General features: G+C 74.2%; 17 protein-coding genes. 8 read left to right on the plus strand and 9 right to left on the minus strand.

Annotated features, from left to right (window positions below; genetic code table 11):
• Positions 1-499: 499 nt before the first annotated feature.
• From FHS22_RS28055 to FHS22_RS28065, 3 genes are all read left to right on the plus strand, one after another.
• On the plus strand, positions 500-1369 hold the full coding sequence (locus FHS22_RS28055) for a LysR family transcriptional regulator (protein WP_184946479.1): 870 nt from the start codon (positions 500-502) through the stop codon (positions 1367-1369).
• Between the two features lie 107 nt (positions 1370-1476).
• Positions 1477-2316, plus strand: a complete 840-nt coding sequence (folP, locus tag FHS22_RS28060) for a dihydropteroate synthase (protein ID WP_184946481.1) — start codon at positions 1477-1479, stop codon at positions 2314-2316.
• A gap of 13 nt (positions 2317-2329) precedes the next feature.
• On the plus strand, positions 2330-2992 hold the full coding sequence (locus FHS22_RS28065; protein ID WP_184946483.1) for a potassium channel family protein: 663 nt from the start codon (positions 2330-2332) through the stop codon (positions 2990-2992).
• Between the two features lie 341 nt (positions 2993-3333).
• Here the strand turns inward: FHS22_RS28065 and FHS22_RS28070 are convergent, their stop codons facing one another.
• From FHS22_RS28070 to FHS22_RS28085, 4 genes are all read right to left on the minus strand, one after another.
• Positions 3334-4752, minus strand: a complete 1419-nt coding sequence (locus FHS22_RS28070; protein WP_184946485.1) for a pyridoxal phosphate-dependent decarboxylase family protein — start codon at positions 4750-4752, stop codon at positions 3334-3336.
• 217 nt (positions 4753-4969) lie between these two features.
• Positions 4970-5596: a TetR/AcrR family transcriptional regulator gene (locus FHS22_RS28075; RefSeq protein WP_184946487.1), complete on the minus strand. Its 627-nt coding sequence runs from the start codon at positions 5594-5596 to the stop codon at positions 4970-4972.
• Positions 5597-5724: 128 nt separating this feature from the next.
• Positions 5725-7263 (minus strand): sensor histidine kinase, encoded by a 1539-nt coding sequence (locus FHS22_RS28080; RefSeq protein ID WP_184946489.1) that lies wholly within the window; start codon positions 7261-7263, stop codon positions 5725-5727.
• Positions 7253-7927 carry a response regulator transcription factor gene (locus tag FHS22_RS28085; RefSeq protein WP_184946491.1) on the minus strand — a complete coding sequence of 225 codons (675 nt, stop codon included), beginning with the start codon at positions 7925-7927 and terminating at the stop codon, positions 7253-7255. The genes FHS22_RS28080 and FHS22_RS28085 overlap by 11 nt, the downstream gene beginning before the upstream one ends.
• Before the next feature lie 160 nt (positions 7928-8087).
• Here FHS22_RS28085 and FHS22_RS28090 point away from each other — a divergent pair, with 160 nt between their 5' ends.
• The 3 genes from FHS22_RS28090 to FHS22_RS28100 are packed head-to-tail and all read left to right on the plus strand — an operon-like array spanning position 8088 to position 11306.
• Positions 8088-9302 carry a LolA family protein gene (locus FHS22_RS28090; protein ID WP_184946493.1) on the plus strand — a complete coding sequence of 405 codons (1215 nt, stop codon included), beginning with the start codon at positions 8088-8090 and terminating at the stop codon, positions 9300-9302.
• Positions 9299-10246 (plus strand): ABC transporter ATP-binding protein, encoded by a 948-nt coding sequence (locus FHS22_RS28095; protein ID WP_184946495.1) that lies wholly within the window; start codon positions 9299-9301, stop codon positions 10244-10246. The genes FHS22_RS28090 and FHS22_RS28095 overlap by 4 nt, the downstream gene beginning before the upstream one ends.
• The gene (locus FHS22_RS28100) at positions 10233-11306 is read left to right on the plus strand and encodes an ABC transporter permease (protein ID WP_260408364.1); all 1074 of its coding nucleotides are present in this window, start codon (positions 10233-10235) and stop codon (positions 11304-11306) included. The genes FHS22_RS28095 and FHS22_RS28100 overlap by 14 nt, the downstream gene beginning before the upstream one ends.
• Before the next feature lie 127 nt (positions 11307-11433).
• Here the strand turns inward: FHS22_RS28100 and FHS22_RS28105 are convergent, their stop codons facing one another.
• Both FHS22_RS28105 and FHS22_RS28110 read right to left on the minus strand, forming a co-directional pair.
• Positions 11434-12222 carry a YcnI family copper-binding membrane protein gene (locus tag FHS22_RS28105; protein WP_184946497.1) on the minus strand — a complete coding sequence of 263 codons (789 nt, stop codon included), beginning with the start codon at positions 12220-12222 and terminating at the stop codon, positions 11434-11436.
• A gap of 67 nt (positions 12223-12289) precedes the next feature.
• Positions 12290-12865: an MFS transporter gene (locus tag FHS22_RS28110; RefSeq protein WP_260408365.1), complete on the minus strand. Its 576-nt coding sequence runs from the start codon at positions 12863-12865 to the stop codon at positions 12290-12292.
• Between the two features lie 141 nt (positions 12866-13006).
• Here FHS22_RS28110 and FHS22_RS28115 point away from each other — a divergent pair, with 141 nt between their 5' ends.
• Entirely contained in the window at positions 13007-13531 is a 525-nt protein-coding gene (locus tag FHS22_RS28115; RefSeq protein WP_338047992.1) for a hypothetical protein, read from the plus strand.
• Between the two features lie 24 nt (positions 13532-13555).
• Here FHS22_RS28115 and FHS22_RS28120 read toward each other — a convergent pair whose 3' ends face one another.
• On the minus strand, positions 13556-15847 hold the full coding sequence (locus FHS22_RS28120) for an LLM class flavin-dependent oxidoreductase (protein ID WP_184946500.1): 2292 nt from the start codon (positions 15845-15847) through the stop codon (positions 13556-13558).
• An 83-nt stretch (positions 15848-15930) separates the two neighbouring features.
• On the opposite strand from FHS22_RS28120, the gene FHS22_RS28125 reads away from it, so the two are divergent.
• Positions 15931-16479 (plus strand): MarR family transcriptional regulator, encoded by a 549-nt coding sequence (locus tag FHS22_RS28125; RefSeq protein ID WP_184946501.1) that lies wholly within the window; start codon positions 15931-15933, stop codon positions 16477-16479.
• A 42-nt stretch (positions 16480-16521) separates the two neighbouring features.
• On the opposite strand, the gene FHS22_RS28130 is transcribed toward FHS22_RS28125, so the two are convergent.
• Complete coding sequence (locus FHS22_RS28130) at positions 16522-17286, minus strand: ABC transporter ATP-binding protein (RefSeq protein WP_184946503.1); 765 nt, start codon at positions 17284-17286, stop codon at positions 16522-16524.
• A 4-nt stretch (positions 17287-17290) separates the two neighbouring features.
• Positions 17291-18079, minus strand: a complete 789-nt coding sequence (locus tag FHS22_RS28135) for an ABC transporter permease (protein ID WP_338047993.1) — start codon at positions 18077-18079, stop codon at positions 17291-17293.
• Positions 18080-18087 lie beyond the last annotated feature (8 nt).

Raw genomic sequence — 18087 nt, forward strand, 5'->3', positions numbered from 1 at the left:
GCCGGCGGGGGCGCCGTTTCCCGCCCTCACCGGAGAGATCCCCCGAGTCCTGCCCATGGCGCATCGTCACACCGCTTCCTAGTCGGTCTTCATCCCGGTCCACCTGGCAGAACGGCCGAGGTCCCCCGATTGCACAGAATTGCCCTGGATTCTAGCCCCCATACCTGGACATGACAGACAGATAGCCAAGGTGGGGTGAATGGCGGTTTAACCGACGAGGGCAGGGGGAAAGCGGCGGGGCGCCCGAGCCGGGCCCGAGACCCGTGTGACGGAGGGGGCGGCAGGGCGGCCCTGCCCGCCTGCTGCCGTGATGTCATCCCATGGCCCCGGTCGTCCGGTGAGACCGAATCGTTCGGACCTCTGCGAAATTTAGGGCGTAAGCCTACAGATTCACCACCCGTCACGGATGTGACCGTGTTCGGCTACGGTCCGAAATCATCCGAGGTGATCTCTGCGATGTGCCGGACCGGGCCGCGTCCGGTGTCCTAGCTTCGGAGCCATGAATCTGCAGCAGCTCCGCTACGTGGTCGCGACGGCGGAGCACCGCACCATGACCGACGCGGCCAGGTCGCTGTACATCGCACAGCCTGCGCTCTCCCGTGCGATCAGGGACCTGGAGCGGGAACTCGGAATGACGTTGTTCGCCCGTTCGGGGCGCGGCGTGGTCGTCACGGCGCAGGGGCGCCGGGTGGTCAAGCTGGCCCGGGAGGCGCTCGACGCCGTTCACGAGATCGAGGCCCTGTCCACGCACGGCCACTCGTCCGAGGCGGAGCTCCGCATCGCCTCGACCCCCAGCCTCGAGCCGGGGCTGGCCGGACGGATCCTCCCCGCCTACACCGCCGAACATCCAGGGGTGCGCGTGCACATCGTCCGTTGCGACGGACGGGACGGCGTGGTGAACGCCATCAGGAACCAGCGGGCCGACATCGGCCTCACGGACCTGCCCGTCCCCACCGACCTGGTCAGCCATCCGCTGGAGCGGCAGGAGATCGTGCTGATCTCCCCGCCCGGCCTCGACCTGCCCGACCCGGTGCCGATGAGCAGACTCAACGGCATGCGGCTGGTGCTTCCGGTCTCCGGCAGCGCCCGGCGCAGGGAGTTCGACTCACTGTTCGCCAAGTACGGCGTCGCCCCGGTGGCGGCCCTGGAGACCGAGGAGCGCGGCAACTGGCTGGGGCCGGTCCGCGCGGGCGCGGCCTCCCTGCTCTGGTACCGCGGGATGGCCGAGCAGGCGGCCCGGGCCGGGCTGGTGGTCCGGCAGCTCGATCCCTCGGTCCGCCGGGTGATCGCGATCGTGCACGCGCGGCGGCGGCTGCCCGCCGTCGCGCAGGAGTTCCTGACCGTGGCCGAAGGTGGGTCGGCCGCGTAGGACGGTTGCGGGCACACCGCCCGTGACGACCCTTCGAGAAGAACCCACGGAGGCGGCGCAGGTGGGAGCGCCGGCCTCTCCGGCACCGGGCGATAGGCTCGGTCCCGATGACTATCTTGCGCCTGCGCGGCCGTGAGTTCCGGCCCGGCGAGTTCGCGATCATGGCGGTGGTCAACCGCACCCCCGACTCGTTCTTCGACAGGGGGAGGACCTACGGCTTCGAGGCCGCCCTGGAGGCGGTGGACGCGGCCGTCGGCGGCGGCGCGGACATCGTGGACATCGGCGGCGTCAAGGCGGGCCCCGGCGACGAGGTGGACCCGGCCGAGGAGATCCGCAGGGTGGCCGACCTGGTCGCGGCGGTCCGCGAGCGCCATCCCGATCTGATCATCAGCGTCGACACGTGGCGTGCCGAGGTCGGCGAGGTCGTGGCCGCCGCGGGCGCCGACCTGCTCAACGACACCTGGGGCGGGGTCGACCCCGGCCTCGCGAGGGTCGCCGCCGAGTACGGCACCGGCCTGGTCTGCGCGCACGCCGGCCGGGTCGCCCCGCGCACCCGCCCGCACCGCATCGCCTACGACGACGTGGTGGCCGACGTCATCGGCTACACCACCGGCCTGGCCGAGCGGGCCGCCGCCGCCGGCGTCCCCCGCGAGTCGATCCTCATCGACCCGGCGCACGACTTCGGCAAGAACACCTACCACTCCCTGGAGGTCGGCCGCCGCCTGGACGAGATGACCGCCACCGGGTGGCCGGTGCTGGTCGCGGTCTCCAACAAGGACTTCGTCGGCGAGACCCTCGGGGGACTGCCGGTCGACGAGCGCCACGCCGGTACCATGGCCACTCTCGCCGTCTCCGCGTGGCAGGGCGCCCGGGTGTTCCGCGTCCACGACGCGGCCTCCGCCCGTGCGGCCCTCGCCGCCGTCACCCGCCTGAGGGGACTCCCCTAAGAGAGGACGACCGTTGCCTGACGCCAGGAACGACCCCGTCGTGGTGATCGGGCTGGGCCGGTTCGGCAGCTCGCTCGCGGCGGAGCTGGTCCGCCGGGGCACCGAGGTGCTCGCCATCGACCACCGGCCCAAGGTGGTCCAGAGCATGGCGGGCAGGCTCACCCACGTGGTCGCCGCCGACTCCACCGACCTGGAGGCGCTGCGCCAGCTCGGCGTGCCGGACTTCTACCGGGCGGTGGTGGCGATCGGCACGGACCTGGAGTCCAGCATCCTGACCACCTCCCTCCTCGTCGAGCTGGAGATCGAGGACGTCTGGGCCAAGGCCATCAGCCGCGACCACGGCCGGATCCTGGAGCGGGTCGGCGCCCACCACGTGATCCTCCCCGAGCACGACATGGGCGAGCGGGTGGCGCACCTGCTCAACGGGCGGATGCTCGACTACATGGAGGTCGACGAGAACTACGCGCTGGTCAAGACCCGCCCGCCGCGGGACTACATCGGCGTCCCGCTGGGGGAGACCAACCTGCGCCGCAAGTACGGCGTGACGGTGGTCTGCGTCAAGGGGCAGGGCGAGGAGTTCACCTACGCCGGGGCGGACACCGTCCTCGGCTACGGCGACGTGATCATCATCGCGGGGAAGATCGAGCAGGTCGAGCGCTTCGCCGAACTGCCCTGACGGGCGGGCGGAGGCGTCGCGGGCCCGTCGGGAACGGCGGCACGACGGCCGCATGCCGTGGGGCCCGGGGAGCCGTGGGGCCCGCATGCCGTGAGGACCGAGGAAAGGGACCGGGCCACCCGTGGGGGGAACGGGTGGTCCGGTCGAGGCGGGGGTGGACGCCTCGTTCTCCAGGAGGTCCTGCCGTCTCCGGGAGGTCCCGCGCGGCGGCGGCCCGGGTGTCGCACGCCCGGCGCCCCAGCCGGGAGGCCCCGGTCCCGGTGACTGATCCCATGGTGGGCCGCCGGAGTGTTCACTTCAATATCCTGACTGAAGTAAATCCATTTGTTACACGGTCGGCCTCAGGCGTAGATGGCGGACAGGAAGCGGATCAGCACCGCCTCCCGGCGGTCGGCCGGGAGCGCGTCGAGCACCGCGTTGACGACGGCCATCTCCGGCTGCCCCGAGCCGCCCGGGTCCACCCCGACCGAGGCCGCCAGCCCACCGAAGGCCGCGTCGTCCAGCGCCTCCAGATCCAGCCCCGCCACCAGCTCCACCAGCCCCTCGGGAAGCTTCACCGGCCCCCGTTCCCGGGCCGCCGCGGCCGACTCGGCGATCACCTCCAGCATCGCCTCCACGCCGCCCAGCGTCACTCCGGTCACCGTGATGTGGATGTTGGCCGGAATGCCCGCGTAGGACAGCTGGGGCTGCAGGAACCAGCCGCGCCTGCGGGCCTCGTCCGAGAGCACGAACACGTCGATCCCGTCGGAGGCGAAGGCGACCAGCGACGACTCGGGCTCGCCGAGGGCCCGCAGGCCGCCGATGGCGGCGATGCCCTCGCGCAGCCGCCGGGCCGCCGCCAGGGTGGTACGGCCCAGCTCCAGGTATCCCTCGCGGCCCAGCGCCTGCAGGGTGGCCCACGCGCCGCCCAGCGGCCCGGCGGACTTCGAGCTCTGCACGGTCGCGTTGATCACCGTGTAGCCGGGCCACGACGCCGAGGCGAAGTAGGCCGCGCGGCGCAGCGCCGGATCGGCGAAGAGCACGACCGAGGCGCCCTTGGGGGAGTAGCCGAACTTGTGCAGGTCGCAGGAGATCGAGGTGACCCCCGGCACCGACAGGTCGAACGGCGGGATCTCGGCCCCGGCCTCGCGCAGCCAGGGCAGCAGCCACCCGCCCACGCAGGCGTCCACGTGGCAGAGCACGCCGCGCGCGGCGGCGGCCCGCGCGATCGGCCCGACCGGGTCCATCACGCCCTGCGGGTAGGAGGGGGCCGAGGCGACGACGAGCACCGTGTCATCGGTGATCGCGGCCTCCACCGCCGCGGCGTCCGCCCGGAACGTCACCGGGTCCACCGGCACCGCGTCCACCGCCAGCCCGAGGTAGTGCGCGGCCTTGTGGAAGGCCGGGTGCGCGGTGACCGGCAGGACCATCCGGGGCCGGCCCGCGACCGGGCGGGAGTCGCGGGCCGCCTTCACCGCCAGCATGATCGACTCGGTGCCGCCGCTGGTGAAGATCCCGGTCCCGCCGCCGAGCAGGTCGGCGACCGCGCCGACCACCTGCCGCTCCATCTCCACCACGCTGGGGAACGCCGTCGGGTCGAGCGTGTTGACCTCCAGCATCTCGAAGTAGGCCCGCGCCGCCGCCTCGTGCACCTCCGGGCGGCCGGTGTCGTAGACGTAGGCGGTCACCTTGCCGCCCCGCACCGGCAGGTCGGCCTCCTTCAGCCGGGCGATCTCCGCCAGCAGCTCGCCGGTTTCGCGGCCCTTGTCGGGCAGGTTCATGGGACTCCTTCCGCCGGGCGGCTCCGCGAGCCGGTGCGGTGGGCGGGTACGGGGGAACGCCCGCCGCCGTGGGCACGGCCGGGGGCGCGGTGGGGTCGGGTGGCGGTGGGGTCGGGTGGCGGTGGGGTCGGGTGGCGGTGGGGTCGGGTGGCGGTGGGGTCGGGTGGAGGGGCGCGGCCGCCCGGAGAGGGCGGCTCCGGTCCGTACGCGGACGGGGTCAGGGAGGGTCGCCGGGAAGGCCGAGGGAGCGGTGGACGAGCTGGTGGAGGTGGGCGCGGAAGCGGCGCAGGGCCCGGGGGTCGCCGGGGCCGCGGCGGTCTCCGGCCTCGTCGAGCACGCCGCCCCTGGTGAAGCCGTGGGTGCACCAGATCACCGACCAGATCAGGTACTCCACGTCGGCTCCGCCCGGCCGGGCCAGGGACCCGGCCGCGGTGGAGACGAGGCCGACCAGCGGCTGGACGTACCGCCGCTCCAGCTCGGTGACGTCGGCGGCGTCGGAGAGCCAGCGGTACATCCAGAGCGCGGGGATCTCCGGGTTCTCGGCGCAGAAGTCGACGTAGACGTCGACCAGCCGGTGCACGGCGGCGGCCGCGTCCCGCTCCGGTGCGGCCGCCAGCTCCTTGACCGCCGCCTCCACCGCGCCCAGCTCGGCCCGGTGGGCGCGCTCCATGACCGCGAGGTAGAGATCGCGTTTGCCGCCGACGTGGTAGTTGACGGTGGCGATGTTCAGCCCCGCGGCCTCCGCGATCTGACGGGTGGAGGTGCCGTCGTAGCCGAGGGCGGCGAACAGCCTGGTCGCGACCCGCAGGATCATCTCCGGCCGGTCGCCTTCGGTGGAGGCCATACCTGAGACGGTATGCCCGCCCCCTTTATCCGTCAATCGATTGATTGAGAAAGACGATCGTCGTGGAGGTCGCGGGAGACCGGGCGGACGGTGCGGGAGCCGGCGCCGGACCCGGCCGGCGGGGCGGGTCAGGACAGCGGGAGCCGTACCACCGCGCGCAGGCCGGGGGAGGCGTCCTCCAGGTGGACCGCGCCGCCGTGGGCGTGGACCGTCTCGCGGACGATCGCCAGCCCCAGCCCGGCCCCGCCCTCGTCCCGGCTGCGCGCGCTGTCCAGCCGGGTGAACCGGTCGAAGACCCGCTCCCGGTCGGCCTCCGGGATGCCCGGCCCGTCGTCGGTGACGGTCAGCACCGCGTCCGCTCCCTGCGCCCGCAGCTCGACCGCCACCGGGGAGACGGTGTGCCGCAGCGCGTTGTCGACCAGGTTGACCAGTACCCGCCCCAGGTCCAGCGCGTCCCCGGCCACCACGACCGCACCGCCCGGGCCGCCGGGGTCCGCCCGCGTTCCGTTCCCGGCGGCGCCTCCCGTCCGGTCCCCGGACCGGGCCGGGGGATCGTCGCCGGTCCGGAAGACGACGGCCCGGCCGTACCGTTCGAGGGTCTGGGGGACCAGGTCGTCCAGCCGGACCGGTTCCCTGCGCGCGAGCGCGCCGCCGCGCTCGTCCAGGCGGGCCAGGGCGAGCAGGTCCTCGGCCAGCCGGGTCAGGCGGGTGGTGTCCTCCAGCACGCCCTCTGCGGTCTCCCGCCAGTCGTCCTGCCCGCCGGGGTGGCCCAGCGCCACCTCCAGCTGGAGCCTGATGCTGGCCAGGGGACTGCGCAGCTCGTGCGCGGCGTCGGAGACCAGGGCGCGCTGGCGGGCGTCGGCCCGCTCCAGCCGGTCCAGCATGGCGTTGAGCGTGGTGGCCAGGCTGTGCACCTCGTCGCGGGACTCGGGGACCGGCAGCCGGCGGGAGCGGGCGGTGCCGGTGATCTCCTCGGCGCCCCGGCGCAGCGCGGCGATGGGCCGGAGCGTCCTGCCGATGATCACCCAGCTGGCCCCGGCGAGCAGCACGAGCAGCAGCGGGGTGCCGACGAACAGGACCTTTCCCACGGTGCTGAGACTGGTCTCGACCTCGTCGAAGGGACGGGCCGCGATCACCGTCCGCCCCCCGTCGGCGCTGAGCACCCGCACGCGCAGCATGTGCGGGATCCCGTACGGCGCGCCGCGCAGGAAGCGCGCCCGCCGCTCCTGGAGAGCCGCCGCCCGGTCCGCCGCGTCCAGCAGCGGGACCAGCCGGTCGGTCCCGGTGGTGGCGTGGGTGATGCGCCCGGCGGGGTCGAGCACCTGGATCAGCACGCCGTCGGGGGAGGTCAGCTCGTCCGGCAGCTGCCCGGCGTCGGCCAGCGAGACGATCTCCCTGGCCCGCTGGTAGACCGACTCGTCGGTCGTGGCGACCAGCGCCCGGCCGAGCACCCCGATCATCACGTAGGCCGAGACCGCCAGCGCCACCGCCAGCACGGCCGAGGCGACCGCGGTCAGCCGGAAGCGCAGGCTCCTGCGCCGCCACCACCCGGCCGTACGGCGGGCGCCCGCCTCCCTGCGCCACCGCGGCCCGGCCGTACGGCGGGCGGTCCCGGACTCCGGTCCGGCCGCGCGGTGATCGGTCCCGGAGCCCGGTTCAGCCGCCATCGCCGGCCAGCCGGTACCCGGCGCCCCGCACGGTCTGCAGCGCGTTGCGCGAGAACGGCGCGTCGATCTTGCGGCGCAGGTAGCCGACGTAGACCTCGACCACGTTGGGATCGGTGTCGAAGGCGTCCCAGACGTGCTCCAGGATCTCGCTCTTGGAGACCACCTCGTCGTGACGGCGCATCAGGTACTCCAGGAGGGCGAACTCCCGGGGAGTCAGCTCCACCGGCGTCTCGCCCCTGGCCACCTTGCGCCGGGCGGGGTCCAGGGAGAGGTCGCCGGCCCGCAGCACGGCGGGCCGCCTGCTCCCGCCGCGCCGCAGCAGCGCCCGGAGCCTGGCCACCAGAACCACGTAGGAGAACGGCTTGGTGAGGTAGTCGTCGGCGCCCAGGTCGAGCCCGTCGGCCATGTCGTACTCGCCGTCCTTGGCCGAGAGCATCAGGATCGGCACCCAGTTCTCCTCGGCGCGCAGCTGCTTGCAGACGTTGTAGCCCGACAGCCTCGGCAGCATGATGTCCAGCACGACCACGTCGTACTCGCCCTGCCTGGCCAGGTGCAGGCCGTCCTCGCCGTCGTGCGCGAGGTCGACCGCGAAGCCCTCGGCCTGCAGCCCGCGCTGGAGCGCCGCGGCCATCCGCCGCTCGTCCTCCACGACGAGAACCCGCATTCCCTGCCTCCTTCCATCTGACCGCCCCATTTTCCGGCAGCGCGCCTGAGACCCGGCTGAGAAGCCTGTGAGCCCTCTCAGTCTGTCTCAGCTTCGGCACAGGAACGTTCACGCAGGCTGCGAGTGAGAAGGCATTGACGGCATACCGTTGAGGAGTGACATGCCAGAGCGAACACAGCAGCAGCGGCGGGCCCGGCGAGGCCGCGCCGTGAGGTGGGGCGTGCCGATCGCCGCGGTGGCGGTGGTCGCCGGGGCCGTCGGCGCCGGGCCCGTCATCGCCGCGGTCCAGGGCGACCCCGTGCTGCCCGAGCGCACGGCCGAGCAGTTGCTCGCCGACGCCCTCAAGGCCGCCGAGTCCGGGCCGGCGCCCATGTCGGGCACCGTCCTGCAGACCGCGTCCTTCGGCGTCCCGGGGCTGCCGGAGGTCTCGGGCATGGGCGGCACCTCCCCCGCCGCCCTGCTCACCGGCTCCCACGAGCTCAAGGTCTGGTACGGCGGCGGCGAGAAGGTCCGCCTCGCGCTGCCCGGCCGGATGAGCGAGACCGACCTGATCGTCAACGGCGACCAGGTCTGGCTCTGGGAGAGCGACTCCAGCACGGCCACCCGGATCAAGAGCACCGGCAAGGCGTTCGAGGAGCGGCCCGAGCACCCCGAGGCGCTGCCCACGGCGACCACGCCGCAGCAGCTCGCCAAGGAGGTCCTCCAGCGGGCCGGCGCCGGCACCGCCGTCGGCGTGAGCTCCAGCGAGAAGGTCGCCGGGCGTGACGCCTACCAGCTCACCCTCGCGCCCAAGGACGCCTCGTCCCTGGTCAAGGAGGTCAAGCTGGCGCTCGACGGGGAGACCTTCGTCCCGCTCAGGGTCCAGGTCTACGCCAAGAGCGCGGCGGAGCCCGCCTTCGAGATCGGGTTCACCTCGGTCAGCTTCACCCCGCCCGCTCCGGAGAACTTCGCCTTCACCCCGCCGGCCGGCGCGAAGGTGGAGGAGCAGTCGCTGGAGGAGCTCGCGCAGGCCATGGGGGCCGACCCGCAGGACCGGCAGGAGAAGGGCGAGCAGCTCGCCGGAGGCCTGCGGACCGTCGGCGAGGGCTGGACCGCGGTCGCGGTGCTCCCCTTCTCCGAGCGCGACCTCGGGGCCGGGGCCCCGCGGGGCCGGGAGGGCGAGCAGGCCGGTGGGAGCGGGGCAGAGGAGGCGGGGTCCCCCGAGACCGCCGCTCTGGCCGACGCCCTGCTGAAGGCCGCCACCCCGGTCAGCGGGCCGTGGGGCAGCGGCAAGGTCGTCCGGACCAAGCTGGTCTCCGCCCTGCTGACCGACGACGGGCGCCTGCTCGTCGGCGCGGTCACCCCGGAGAAGCTGACCGAGGTGGCCGGGAGGTGACGACGGGAGCCGGAGACCACTCGATCGTCACCCGCGGGCTGACCAAGCGGTTCCGCGGCGGCCAGCTGGCCGTGGACGATCTCCACCTGTCCGTGCCGCGCGGGTCGGTCTTCGGCTTCCTCGGCCCCAACGGCTCGGGGAAGACCACGACCATCCGCATGCTGCTCGGCCTCGTCGCGCCGACGCAGGGAGGCTGGGACCTCCTCGGCACGCCGATGCCGGGCGGGGTCGCCGCGGTGCTGCCCCGCGTGGGGGCGCTGGTCGAGGGACCGGCGTTCTACCCCTACCTGTCGGGAGAGGCCAACCTGCGCCGCTACGACGCCGCCGACCCGAAGGCCGACCCGCGCACCGCCTCCCGGCGGATCGGGCTCGCCCTGGACCGGGTCGGCCTGGCCGCGGCGGCGGGCAAACGCTACCGCGCCTACTCGCTGGGCATGCGCCAGCGGCTGGCCATCGCCGCCGCGCTGCTCGGTCCCAGGGAACTGCTGGTCCTGGACGAGCCGACCAACGGGCTGGACCCGCAGGGCACCCGTGAGGTGCGGGCGCTGGTGAGGGAGATCGCCGCCGACGGGACGACCGTGTTCGTCTCCTCCCACCTGCTCGCCGAGGTGGAGCAGATGTGCACCCACGTCGGCGTCATGCGGACCGGCCGGCTGGTCGCCCAGGGACCCATCGCCGGGCTGCTCGGCGGGGAGGCGGTCACGGTCCGGGTGGAGACCCCGGACACCGCCGAGGCGGCGGCCGTGCTGGCCGGACTCGGCCTGGAGGGGGTCCGGACCGGGGACGGGCAGGCCGTCGCCGAGCTGGGCGGTCATGCGCCGGAACGGGTCACCGCCGCGCTGGTGGCGGCGGGGGTCGCGGTACGCGGGCTGGCCGTGCAGCGGCCGAGCCTGGAGGACGTGTTCGTGGGACTGACCGGGGAGGGTTTCGATGTCGACGGCTGACGGCACGGGAGTCGCGACCGCGACGGCGGGCTCGGGACCGGGCACGCTGGACGGGCCCGGCGCCCCGGATGTACAGAACATGCCGGATGCACAGGGCGTGCCGGACGCGAGGGGCGTGCCGGACGCGTCGGGCACTCCGGCCGGAGGAGGGGCGGGAAGCGGTCCCGTGCCGGACGGGGGGCCCGCCGGGCGGGCTCCCGCCTCCCGGGCTCCGGGGGCCGTGCGCGCCTGGCTGCGGCTGCTCGGCTCGGAGGCCGGGCTGACCTTCCGGCGCCCGCGCAACCTCGCCATGCTCGCCGTGCTCGGGGTCATCCCGGTGCTGGTGGGCGTCGCGATGCGGCTGTTCGCCGAGCCGATCGCGGCCGAGGCGGGGGACGGGCCGGGGAACGGCGGGGCGATCTTCGCCCAGATCACCGGGAACGGGCTCTTCCTCACCTTCGCCGCGCTCTCCGTGCTGGTGCAGCTCATGCTCCCGGTCGCGGTCGCGGTGGTGGCCGGTGACGCGGTCGCAGGGGAGGCGGGCGGCGGCACGCTGCGCTACCTGCTCACCGCCCCGGCGGGCCGGACCCGCCTGCTGGCCGCCAAGTACGGCAACGCGGTCCTGTTCTGCCTGGCGGCCGTCAGCGTGATCGCCCTGTCGGCGCTGGTGACCGGCCTGGCGCTGTTCCCGGCCGGGCCGATCACCCTGCTGTCCGGCACGACGATCCCCTTCGCCGAGGGGCTGCTCAGGATCGGCCTGGTCGTCCTCTACGTCACGGCGGGGATGGCCGCCCTGGCCGCGGTCGCGCTGGCCCTGTCCACGCTGACCGAGGTGGCGATCGGCGCCATCGCGGCGACGGTGGTGACGGTCGTCGTGGTCCAGGTCCTCGGTGTGATCCCGCAGCTCGCCTGGCTCCAGCCGTACCTGCTGACGCAGTGGTGGAACGGGTTCGACGGTGTCCTGCGCGATCCGGTCGCCGTCGCCGAGATGGGCCAGGGCCTGCTGGTCTTCGCCGCCTACACCGCCGTCTTCGGTTCGATCGCCTGGGCCCGCTTCACCGGCAAGGACATCACCGCCTGAGGATCCCGGGCGGGACCCCGCCGACCGGCCGGGGCCGGCGGGGCTGCGCAGGAAGCCGCAGAGGTGCCGCAGAGGTGCCGCAGACGCGGCACAGCCCGAATCCCCGGCCTTCGGGCCGGGGAGCGCGTCAGGCGGGCCGGGACCGCTCCGGGTCCGGGGCGGAGGCCGTACGGCTCCCGCGGCGCAGGCCGAGCACGCCGATCACGGTGCCGGCGAGCCCGGCGAGCAGCCCGCCCGCGCCCAGCAGCCGGGCGGTGCCGTCGCCGGAGGACGCGGTGGCGGCCGCGACCGGGGCCACCGACGGAGCGGATCCGGCCCCGGCCGACGGGGTGGCCGAGTGCCCGGCGTCGTGCCCGGCGCCGTGGCCGTCGCCGCCGGAGGCGGGCGTGAGCTTCAGGACCGGGGCCGGGCGGTCGGGCTCGGAGCCGTCGGCCTTGGGCTCGTCGGCCCACTTCACGACCTCGCCGCCGGTGTAGGTCTGCGTGGCGGGGAAGACCAGGTGATCGGTGTCCTTGGGCAGCATGCCCATCGAGACCTCGAACTCCTGGAACTGGCCGGGTGCGATCGTCCCGCCGGACCAGGTGATCTTCGTGACCGCCTCGGTGATCTCTCCGTACTCCGTGGTGACGGGCTTGTCGAGCTTCTCCTCGGTCACCTCGACGTCCCAGCCGGGCACCGGCCGCACCGAGACGAACGGCAGCGGGTGGTCGGCGGGGAAGGCGACCTCGACCTTGCTCGTCGAGGCGTCGTCGCGCTCGTTCGGCACCCGGAAGGCGACCTTGGTGAAAGCGCCCTGCTCGGCGCTGCCGGGGTTGATCGTGACGTGTGCGAGAGCGGGCGCGGCGAGGGCGAGGGCGAGGGCGGCGCCGCCCGCGGTGACGGTCGCGGCGCGGCGGCATGCTGCGGCAAGGGACATGGGTGTTCTCCACTTCGGGGACTCGGGCTCGTCGGAGCCCCTCCGGGGTTCCGGGAAAGGGGGCGGGTCAGGCGGCGGGAAGCGGAGGACCGCGCCGGCTGACGATGTGACGGAGGAGGGGCCGGACGGGAACGGGGACGGCGCCGGGCGCGGCGGCGGGCGGCGCGGCCGGCGGGCCCGAGGGGGCCTGCAGGAGCAGGAACGCCGCGCCGGCGCGGTGCCCGGCGGCGGCGAGGTGGTGCCCGGCCGAGCGGAGCACCGCCCACAGCGCGGTCTCGCCGCGGGCCAGCCACCAGCCGGTGACCAGCGTCGCGGTGAGGTGGGCCAGCAGCATGCCCAGGCTCTCGCCCAGCCCCTGGCCGTGCGGGTGGGCCGTCAGCGAGATCCCGGAGGGGCCGCCGAGGGCGAACAGTTCGTGCAGGACCAGTTGCGCGCCGGTGAGGGCGACGTTGACGGTCCTGGCGGACCGCTCGCGCCCGGCGAGCGAGAGCGCCGTGATGACGGCGGCCGCGGTCCCCGCCGCCACCGCCCACGCCTGCGGCCCCGAGCCGCCCGCGGCCACGTGGCCGAGGACGGCGAGCGCCACGCAGACGGCCGCGAAGGCGGCCGAGCGCACGAGACGGAGCGGGAGGCGGGCACGCATGACGCCGGACATGGTCTCACGCCCGGCCGCCGGGTACCGAACGGAACGGGCTGGTCGGAAGGGCCGGGACGCCGGGCGGGATAACCAATAGTGTGTGATGCCTGCCGTTTTGCGGCTTTTGTGGCTAGGGTTGCCGCGACCGTGAAAGCACGTGGATCCGGGGTGGTGGCGATGCGGCACTTCGTCGGGCTGCTCATCGGGCTGGTGACGACGGCGGTCCTGCTCCTCGGTGGAGGATGGGCGGCCGCGACGACCCTCGGGCGGCCGCTGCCCGGTGCGGCGGGTCTGTCCCCGCAGCCCGGCGGGGCGCAGACCTGGATCGCCCTGGGCGTCATGGCCGGGCTCGGCCTGCTGCTCGGCCTGGTGATCGCCGGCAGGGTCTCCCCGCTGGCCGGGTTCGTCCCGTCGATGGTCCTGCTCGCGTGGACCGTGATCTACGTTCTCGACGCCGGCCGGGCGATGGGCCTGCTGACCGAGGTCCCCACCTTCCACCGGGAGCTCGACGTGGCGCCGGTGGGCATGGGCGTGCTGCTGAACAGCGGGATCTACGCCATGCTCGGCGTCGCCCTCTTCCTGCCCGTCCTGATGCCCTCCCGCTGGGCCGGGCGGAGCCGCGAGGAGGACGACGAGTACGAGGAAGAGCCCGGAGAGCCGTCCTACTACTGAACCCGGGGCCACCGGGCCGGCCCGTCACCGGGTGCCTTCTCTGAAGGCGTTGTGCCGGAAGACGTTGTGCCGGAAGACGTTGTGCGGGTCGTAGACGGCCTTGACCCGCCGCAGCCGCCGCAGCGTGGCCGGTGGGAACGCCTTGGCCGGCAGGTCCTCGCCTCCGTGGGACTCGAAGTTGGGGTAGACCGCGTTCACGCCGAGGCGCTCCCACGCCCGGTCGGCCCGTGCCCGCCGCGACTCGTCGACCACCGCGGACAGGGAGAAGTTCTGGGTGCGGTGGGCGTAGGCGGTGGCGTCCGGGGCGGTGTCGTTGACCGCCCCGCCGACCGACCGCACCTGGAACATGGCGACGTCGCCGGCCGAGAACATGCCGGCCACCGCGGCCGAGGCGGCGGCGTCGAGGTGCTCGACCAGCGCGGAGCGGCTGCGCATGCGGGCCTGGCCGGAGTGGCGGTTGCGGTGCGGCGCGACGATCGCGGCGTAGGGGGTCAGCTGGGCCTGCTGCTGCAGGACGGGGGCGAGCTCCAGGAACGGCTCGATGGCCGCGACGGCGGCGTCGGCGTCGTCCCCGGCCCACACGATGATGGTCTGCGCGAGGATCTGCCCGCCCGCCCGGCCGGGGAAGGCCGACAGGAAGGCCGTCAGCCGCCGGGGGCTGCTCTCGACCAGCCGTCCCCAGCCCTGCAGGAACGCGGCCAGGTCCGAGGCGTCGTGCACGAGGACGGCGAAGACGACGTCGCCCACCTCCGCGGCCTCGATGTCGAAGGAGGTGACCACGCCCATGTCGCCGCCCGCGCCGCGCAGGGCCCAGAACAGGTCGGGATGGTGCCCGGCGTCCGCGCGGACGATCCGCCCGTCGGCCAGGACGACCTCGGCGCCCACGACGTGGTCGATGGTCAGCCCGTAGGAGCGTCCCAGGAAGCCCTGCCCACCGGAGGTCGCCAGGCCGCCGACGCCCACGTCGCCGTAGTCGCCGGAGCTGATGGCCAGCCCGTACGGCGCCAGCGCCTGGGCCACCTCGCCCCAGCGGGCGCCCGCCCCGACGCGCACCAGCCGCCGCTCGCGGTCGATCACCTCGACGCCGTTCATCGCGCCCACGTCGATGACGATGCCGCCGTCGTTGGTGGACCGCCCGCTGATGCCGTGCCCGCCGCTGCGCACCGCCAGCGGCACGTCCTGCTCCCTGGCGAACGCCAGCGCCTCGGCCACCTGGCCCGGCGTGGACGGGCGCAGGACCAGGCCGGGCGAGCCGGGCCACACGTAGGTGGAGCGCACGTCCTCGTAACCGCGGTCGCCGGGTTCGACCGCGGTCGCGGCCAGGGAGGCGGGCACCGCGTCGTAGCCGATGCCCGCGCGCCGCAGCGCGAGAGCGCGGGCCGGGCGCGCGCGGCCGGCGCCCGTGCCCGCGGCGGCGCCTGAGGAGGCCCGCTCGGCGGCCACGGCCTCGCGCAGGGCCGGGGCCACCTCCTGGGCGAAGGTCTGGATGGTCCGCGGATCGTCGGAGCCGAGGATGAACGTGCTGACGCCGTCCTCCAGCGCCAGGGGGAGCAACCGCTCGACCCACCGGGCGGGCGGCCCCTGCAGCGGCCCGCGGCCGGAGTCCTCGAAGCCCCCGCCCGCGAGGTTGAGCAGGCGGCGGATCTCGCGCGGGTCGCGCCCCGCCTCCGCGGCCGCCTCGTCGATGATCTTGTTTCCCGCGGGGACGTCCTCCGGCTGGAGGTAGCCGAGGCTGGGCAGCCAGCCGTCGGCCTTGGCGCCGATCAGGCGCAGCATCCGCGGCTTGTACGCGCCCAGCCAGATCGGCACGTCGTGCGCGGGCGCGGGGCCCCGCTTGGCCCCGTCGACCGCGTAGTGGGCGCCGTCCACGCGCAGCAGGCGGCGCTCGCCGGCGTCCCAGACGCCGCGGATGACGTCGATGGCCTCGCTCAGCGCCTCGATGCTCTGCCCGGGGGTGAGCCGGCGGCCGCCCATGGCCTCGATCGCGTCCCAGAAGGCCCCCGCTCCCAGGCCGAGCTCGATCCGCCCGCCCGAGAGCAGATCGAGGCTGGCCACCGAGCGCGCCAGCACGGCCGGGTTCCGCAGCGGCAGGTTGAGGACGTTGCCGGCCAGGTGGACGCGCTCGGTCCGGGCGGCCACCCAGCTCAGCAGCGTCCACGTGTCCAGGAAACCGGGCTGGTAGGGGTGGTCCTGGAAGGTGACCAGGTCCAGGCCGGCCCGCTCGCTCAGGAGGGCCAGCTCGGTCACCGCGTCAGGCCGCCGGTTCTGCGGCGTGATGAACGATCCGAATCGCAGGTCGTGGCCGTAGTCGGGCATGGGCTCCTCCGCCAAAAATAGTAGACGTATCAACCATACCTCTTTTGGTGACGTGTCAACTATTCGTCCCGTAGAGTGGAGCCATGACCGCGCGCCCGCCCTCGACCGGCCCGGCGGCGACCGGTGCGCCGGCCGGCCCCGCGGCGATGGACGCGTGGCGGAGCCACACGGTCGTCCACGCCCGGCTGGCCGCCCACCTGGCGCGCGAACTCGCCCGCGCCACCGGCCTGTCCGAGGCCGACCACCAGATCCTCGACGCGCTCCTGGACGCCCCGCAGGGGCGCATGCGGGCGCTGGAGCTGCGCTGGACGCTGCAGTGGGAGAAGAGCCGGCTGTCCCACCAGGCCGCCCGCATGAGCGCCCGCGGCCTGCTGCGGCGGCAGGCGTGCGCCGAGGACGCGCGGGGCTGGGACATCGTCCTCACCGCCGCCGGGCGCGAGGCGGCCGAGCGCGCCCGGCGCGTCCGGGAGGAGTCCGTGCGGGCCCTCGTGCTGGAGACCCTCGGCGCCGAGCGCCTGGCGCACCTCGCCGAGGCCGCCGCCCTGCTGTCCGAGAGGCTCGAGCGGGCCGCCGAGGCCGATCCCGACTGCGGGGCCGTCCGCGCGGCCCTCGAAGCGGACGGGATCCGCTGACGCGGTGACCGCGCATGCCCGCCGGGCCCGGCCTGCGACCGCTCACCGGTCGGCGGGCGAGGCCGTGTAGAGGCGGGTGACGACGTCCTCGAGGGAGTCCTCGCCGGGGGTGGTGGCGCGCAGGTCCTCCAGGGTGCCGTCGAAGCCGAGGCGGCCGTGGTGGATGAGCATGACCCTCCGGCAGAGCTTCTCGATGTCGCCGAGGTCGTGGGTGGTGAGCAGCACCGTGGTGCCGCGCTCGGCGTTGAGCCGGCCGAGGAACTCGCGCATGGCGGCCTTGCTCACCACGTCGAGGCCGATGGTGGGCTCGTCGAGGACCAGGACGGCGGGATCGTGCAGAAGGGCGGCGGTGACGTCGCCGCGCATGCGCTGGCCCAGGCTGAGCTGGCGGACCGGGGTCCGCATGAACGCGGCGAGGTCCAGGAGCTCGGTCAGCTCGTCCAGCCTCCGGCGGAAGTCATTTCGATCTACTTTGTAAAGGAGTCGGACCAGTTCGAAACTGTCCTTCAGCGGCAGATCCCACCACAGGGTCGTGCGCTGGCCGAAGACCACCCCGATCCGGCGGGCGAGAGCCGTACGGCGGCGCGTCGGATCGAGTCCGGCCACCCGCAGGCGGCCCGAGGTCGGCGCGAGGATGCCGGTGAGCATCTTGATGGTGGTGGACTTGCCCGCGCCGTTGGGGCCGAGGTAGCCGACGAACTCCCCGGCCGCCACGGTGAACGACAGCTCCCGCACGGCGTGCACGGTCCTGCGGGCCCGGCCCCGCCCGACGGTGAAGGAACGGCCGGCGCCGTCGACTTCGATCATGCGGTCAACTCCCCGTGGAACGGTAGCGGCGGATGCCCGCCCGCCACGCGAGGGCGGCGGCGAGGGCGAGGACGAGGGCCGCGGCGGGCGCGGCGAAGCGCAGTCCGTACGGCAGGCCGAAGGGGTCGTCCCGGTCCAGCACGTACAGGGCGGGCTGCCAGTTGACGAACGCCAGCGGGACGATGAAGGTGACGGCCCTGACCAGGTCGCCGCCGTAGACGGTCAGCGGGTACTGGGTCAGGGTGCTGCCGCCGTAGGTGAAGGCGTTGCTCACCTCGGGCGCGTCGGTCAGCAGGAACTGCATCGCGCCGCCGATGGTGAAGATCGAGGCGAAGATGACGACCCCGCACACGATCATCACCGGGACCATCCAGATCCGGCTCCAGGGCGGGTCGAGCCGGGGCAGGGCGACGGCGAGCACCACCGCGGCCTGGGCGAGCCGGCCGAACCGCTGCACGCTGAACCGGTCGGTGGCCACCTGCACGAACGCGCTCGCCGGGCGGATGAGCATGGCGTCGAAGGTGCCGGCCCTGATGTGCTGGCTGAGCCGGTCGACGTTGCCGAAGAGCAGGTCGGCGAGGCCGAACGACACGCCCGCGGTGCCGTACAGGAACATGACCTCGGCGAGCGCGAAGCCGCCCAGCGACCGGGTGTGCCCGAAGACGATCCAGATCGCGGCGACGTCCATCCCGGTCAGCACGAACGAGCCCAGGACCATCATGACCAGCGGGACCGGGTACTGCGCCGAGGCGCGCAGCCACGTCCAGGCGAGCAGGAGGTAGGTTCTAGCCACGGGCCGCC

Source organism: Thiemannella venezuelensis (genome assembly GCF_014203605.1).
GTDB lineage: Bacteria > Actinomycetota > Actinomycetes > Streptosporangiales > Streptosporangiaceae > Planomonospora_A > Planomonospora_A venezuelensis.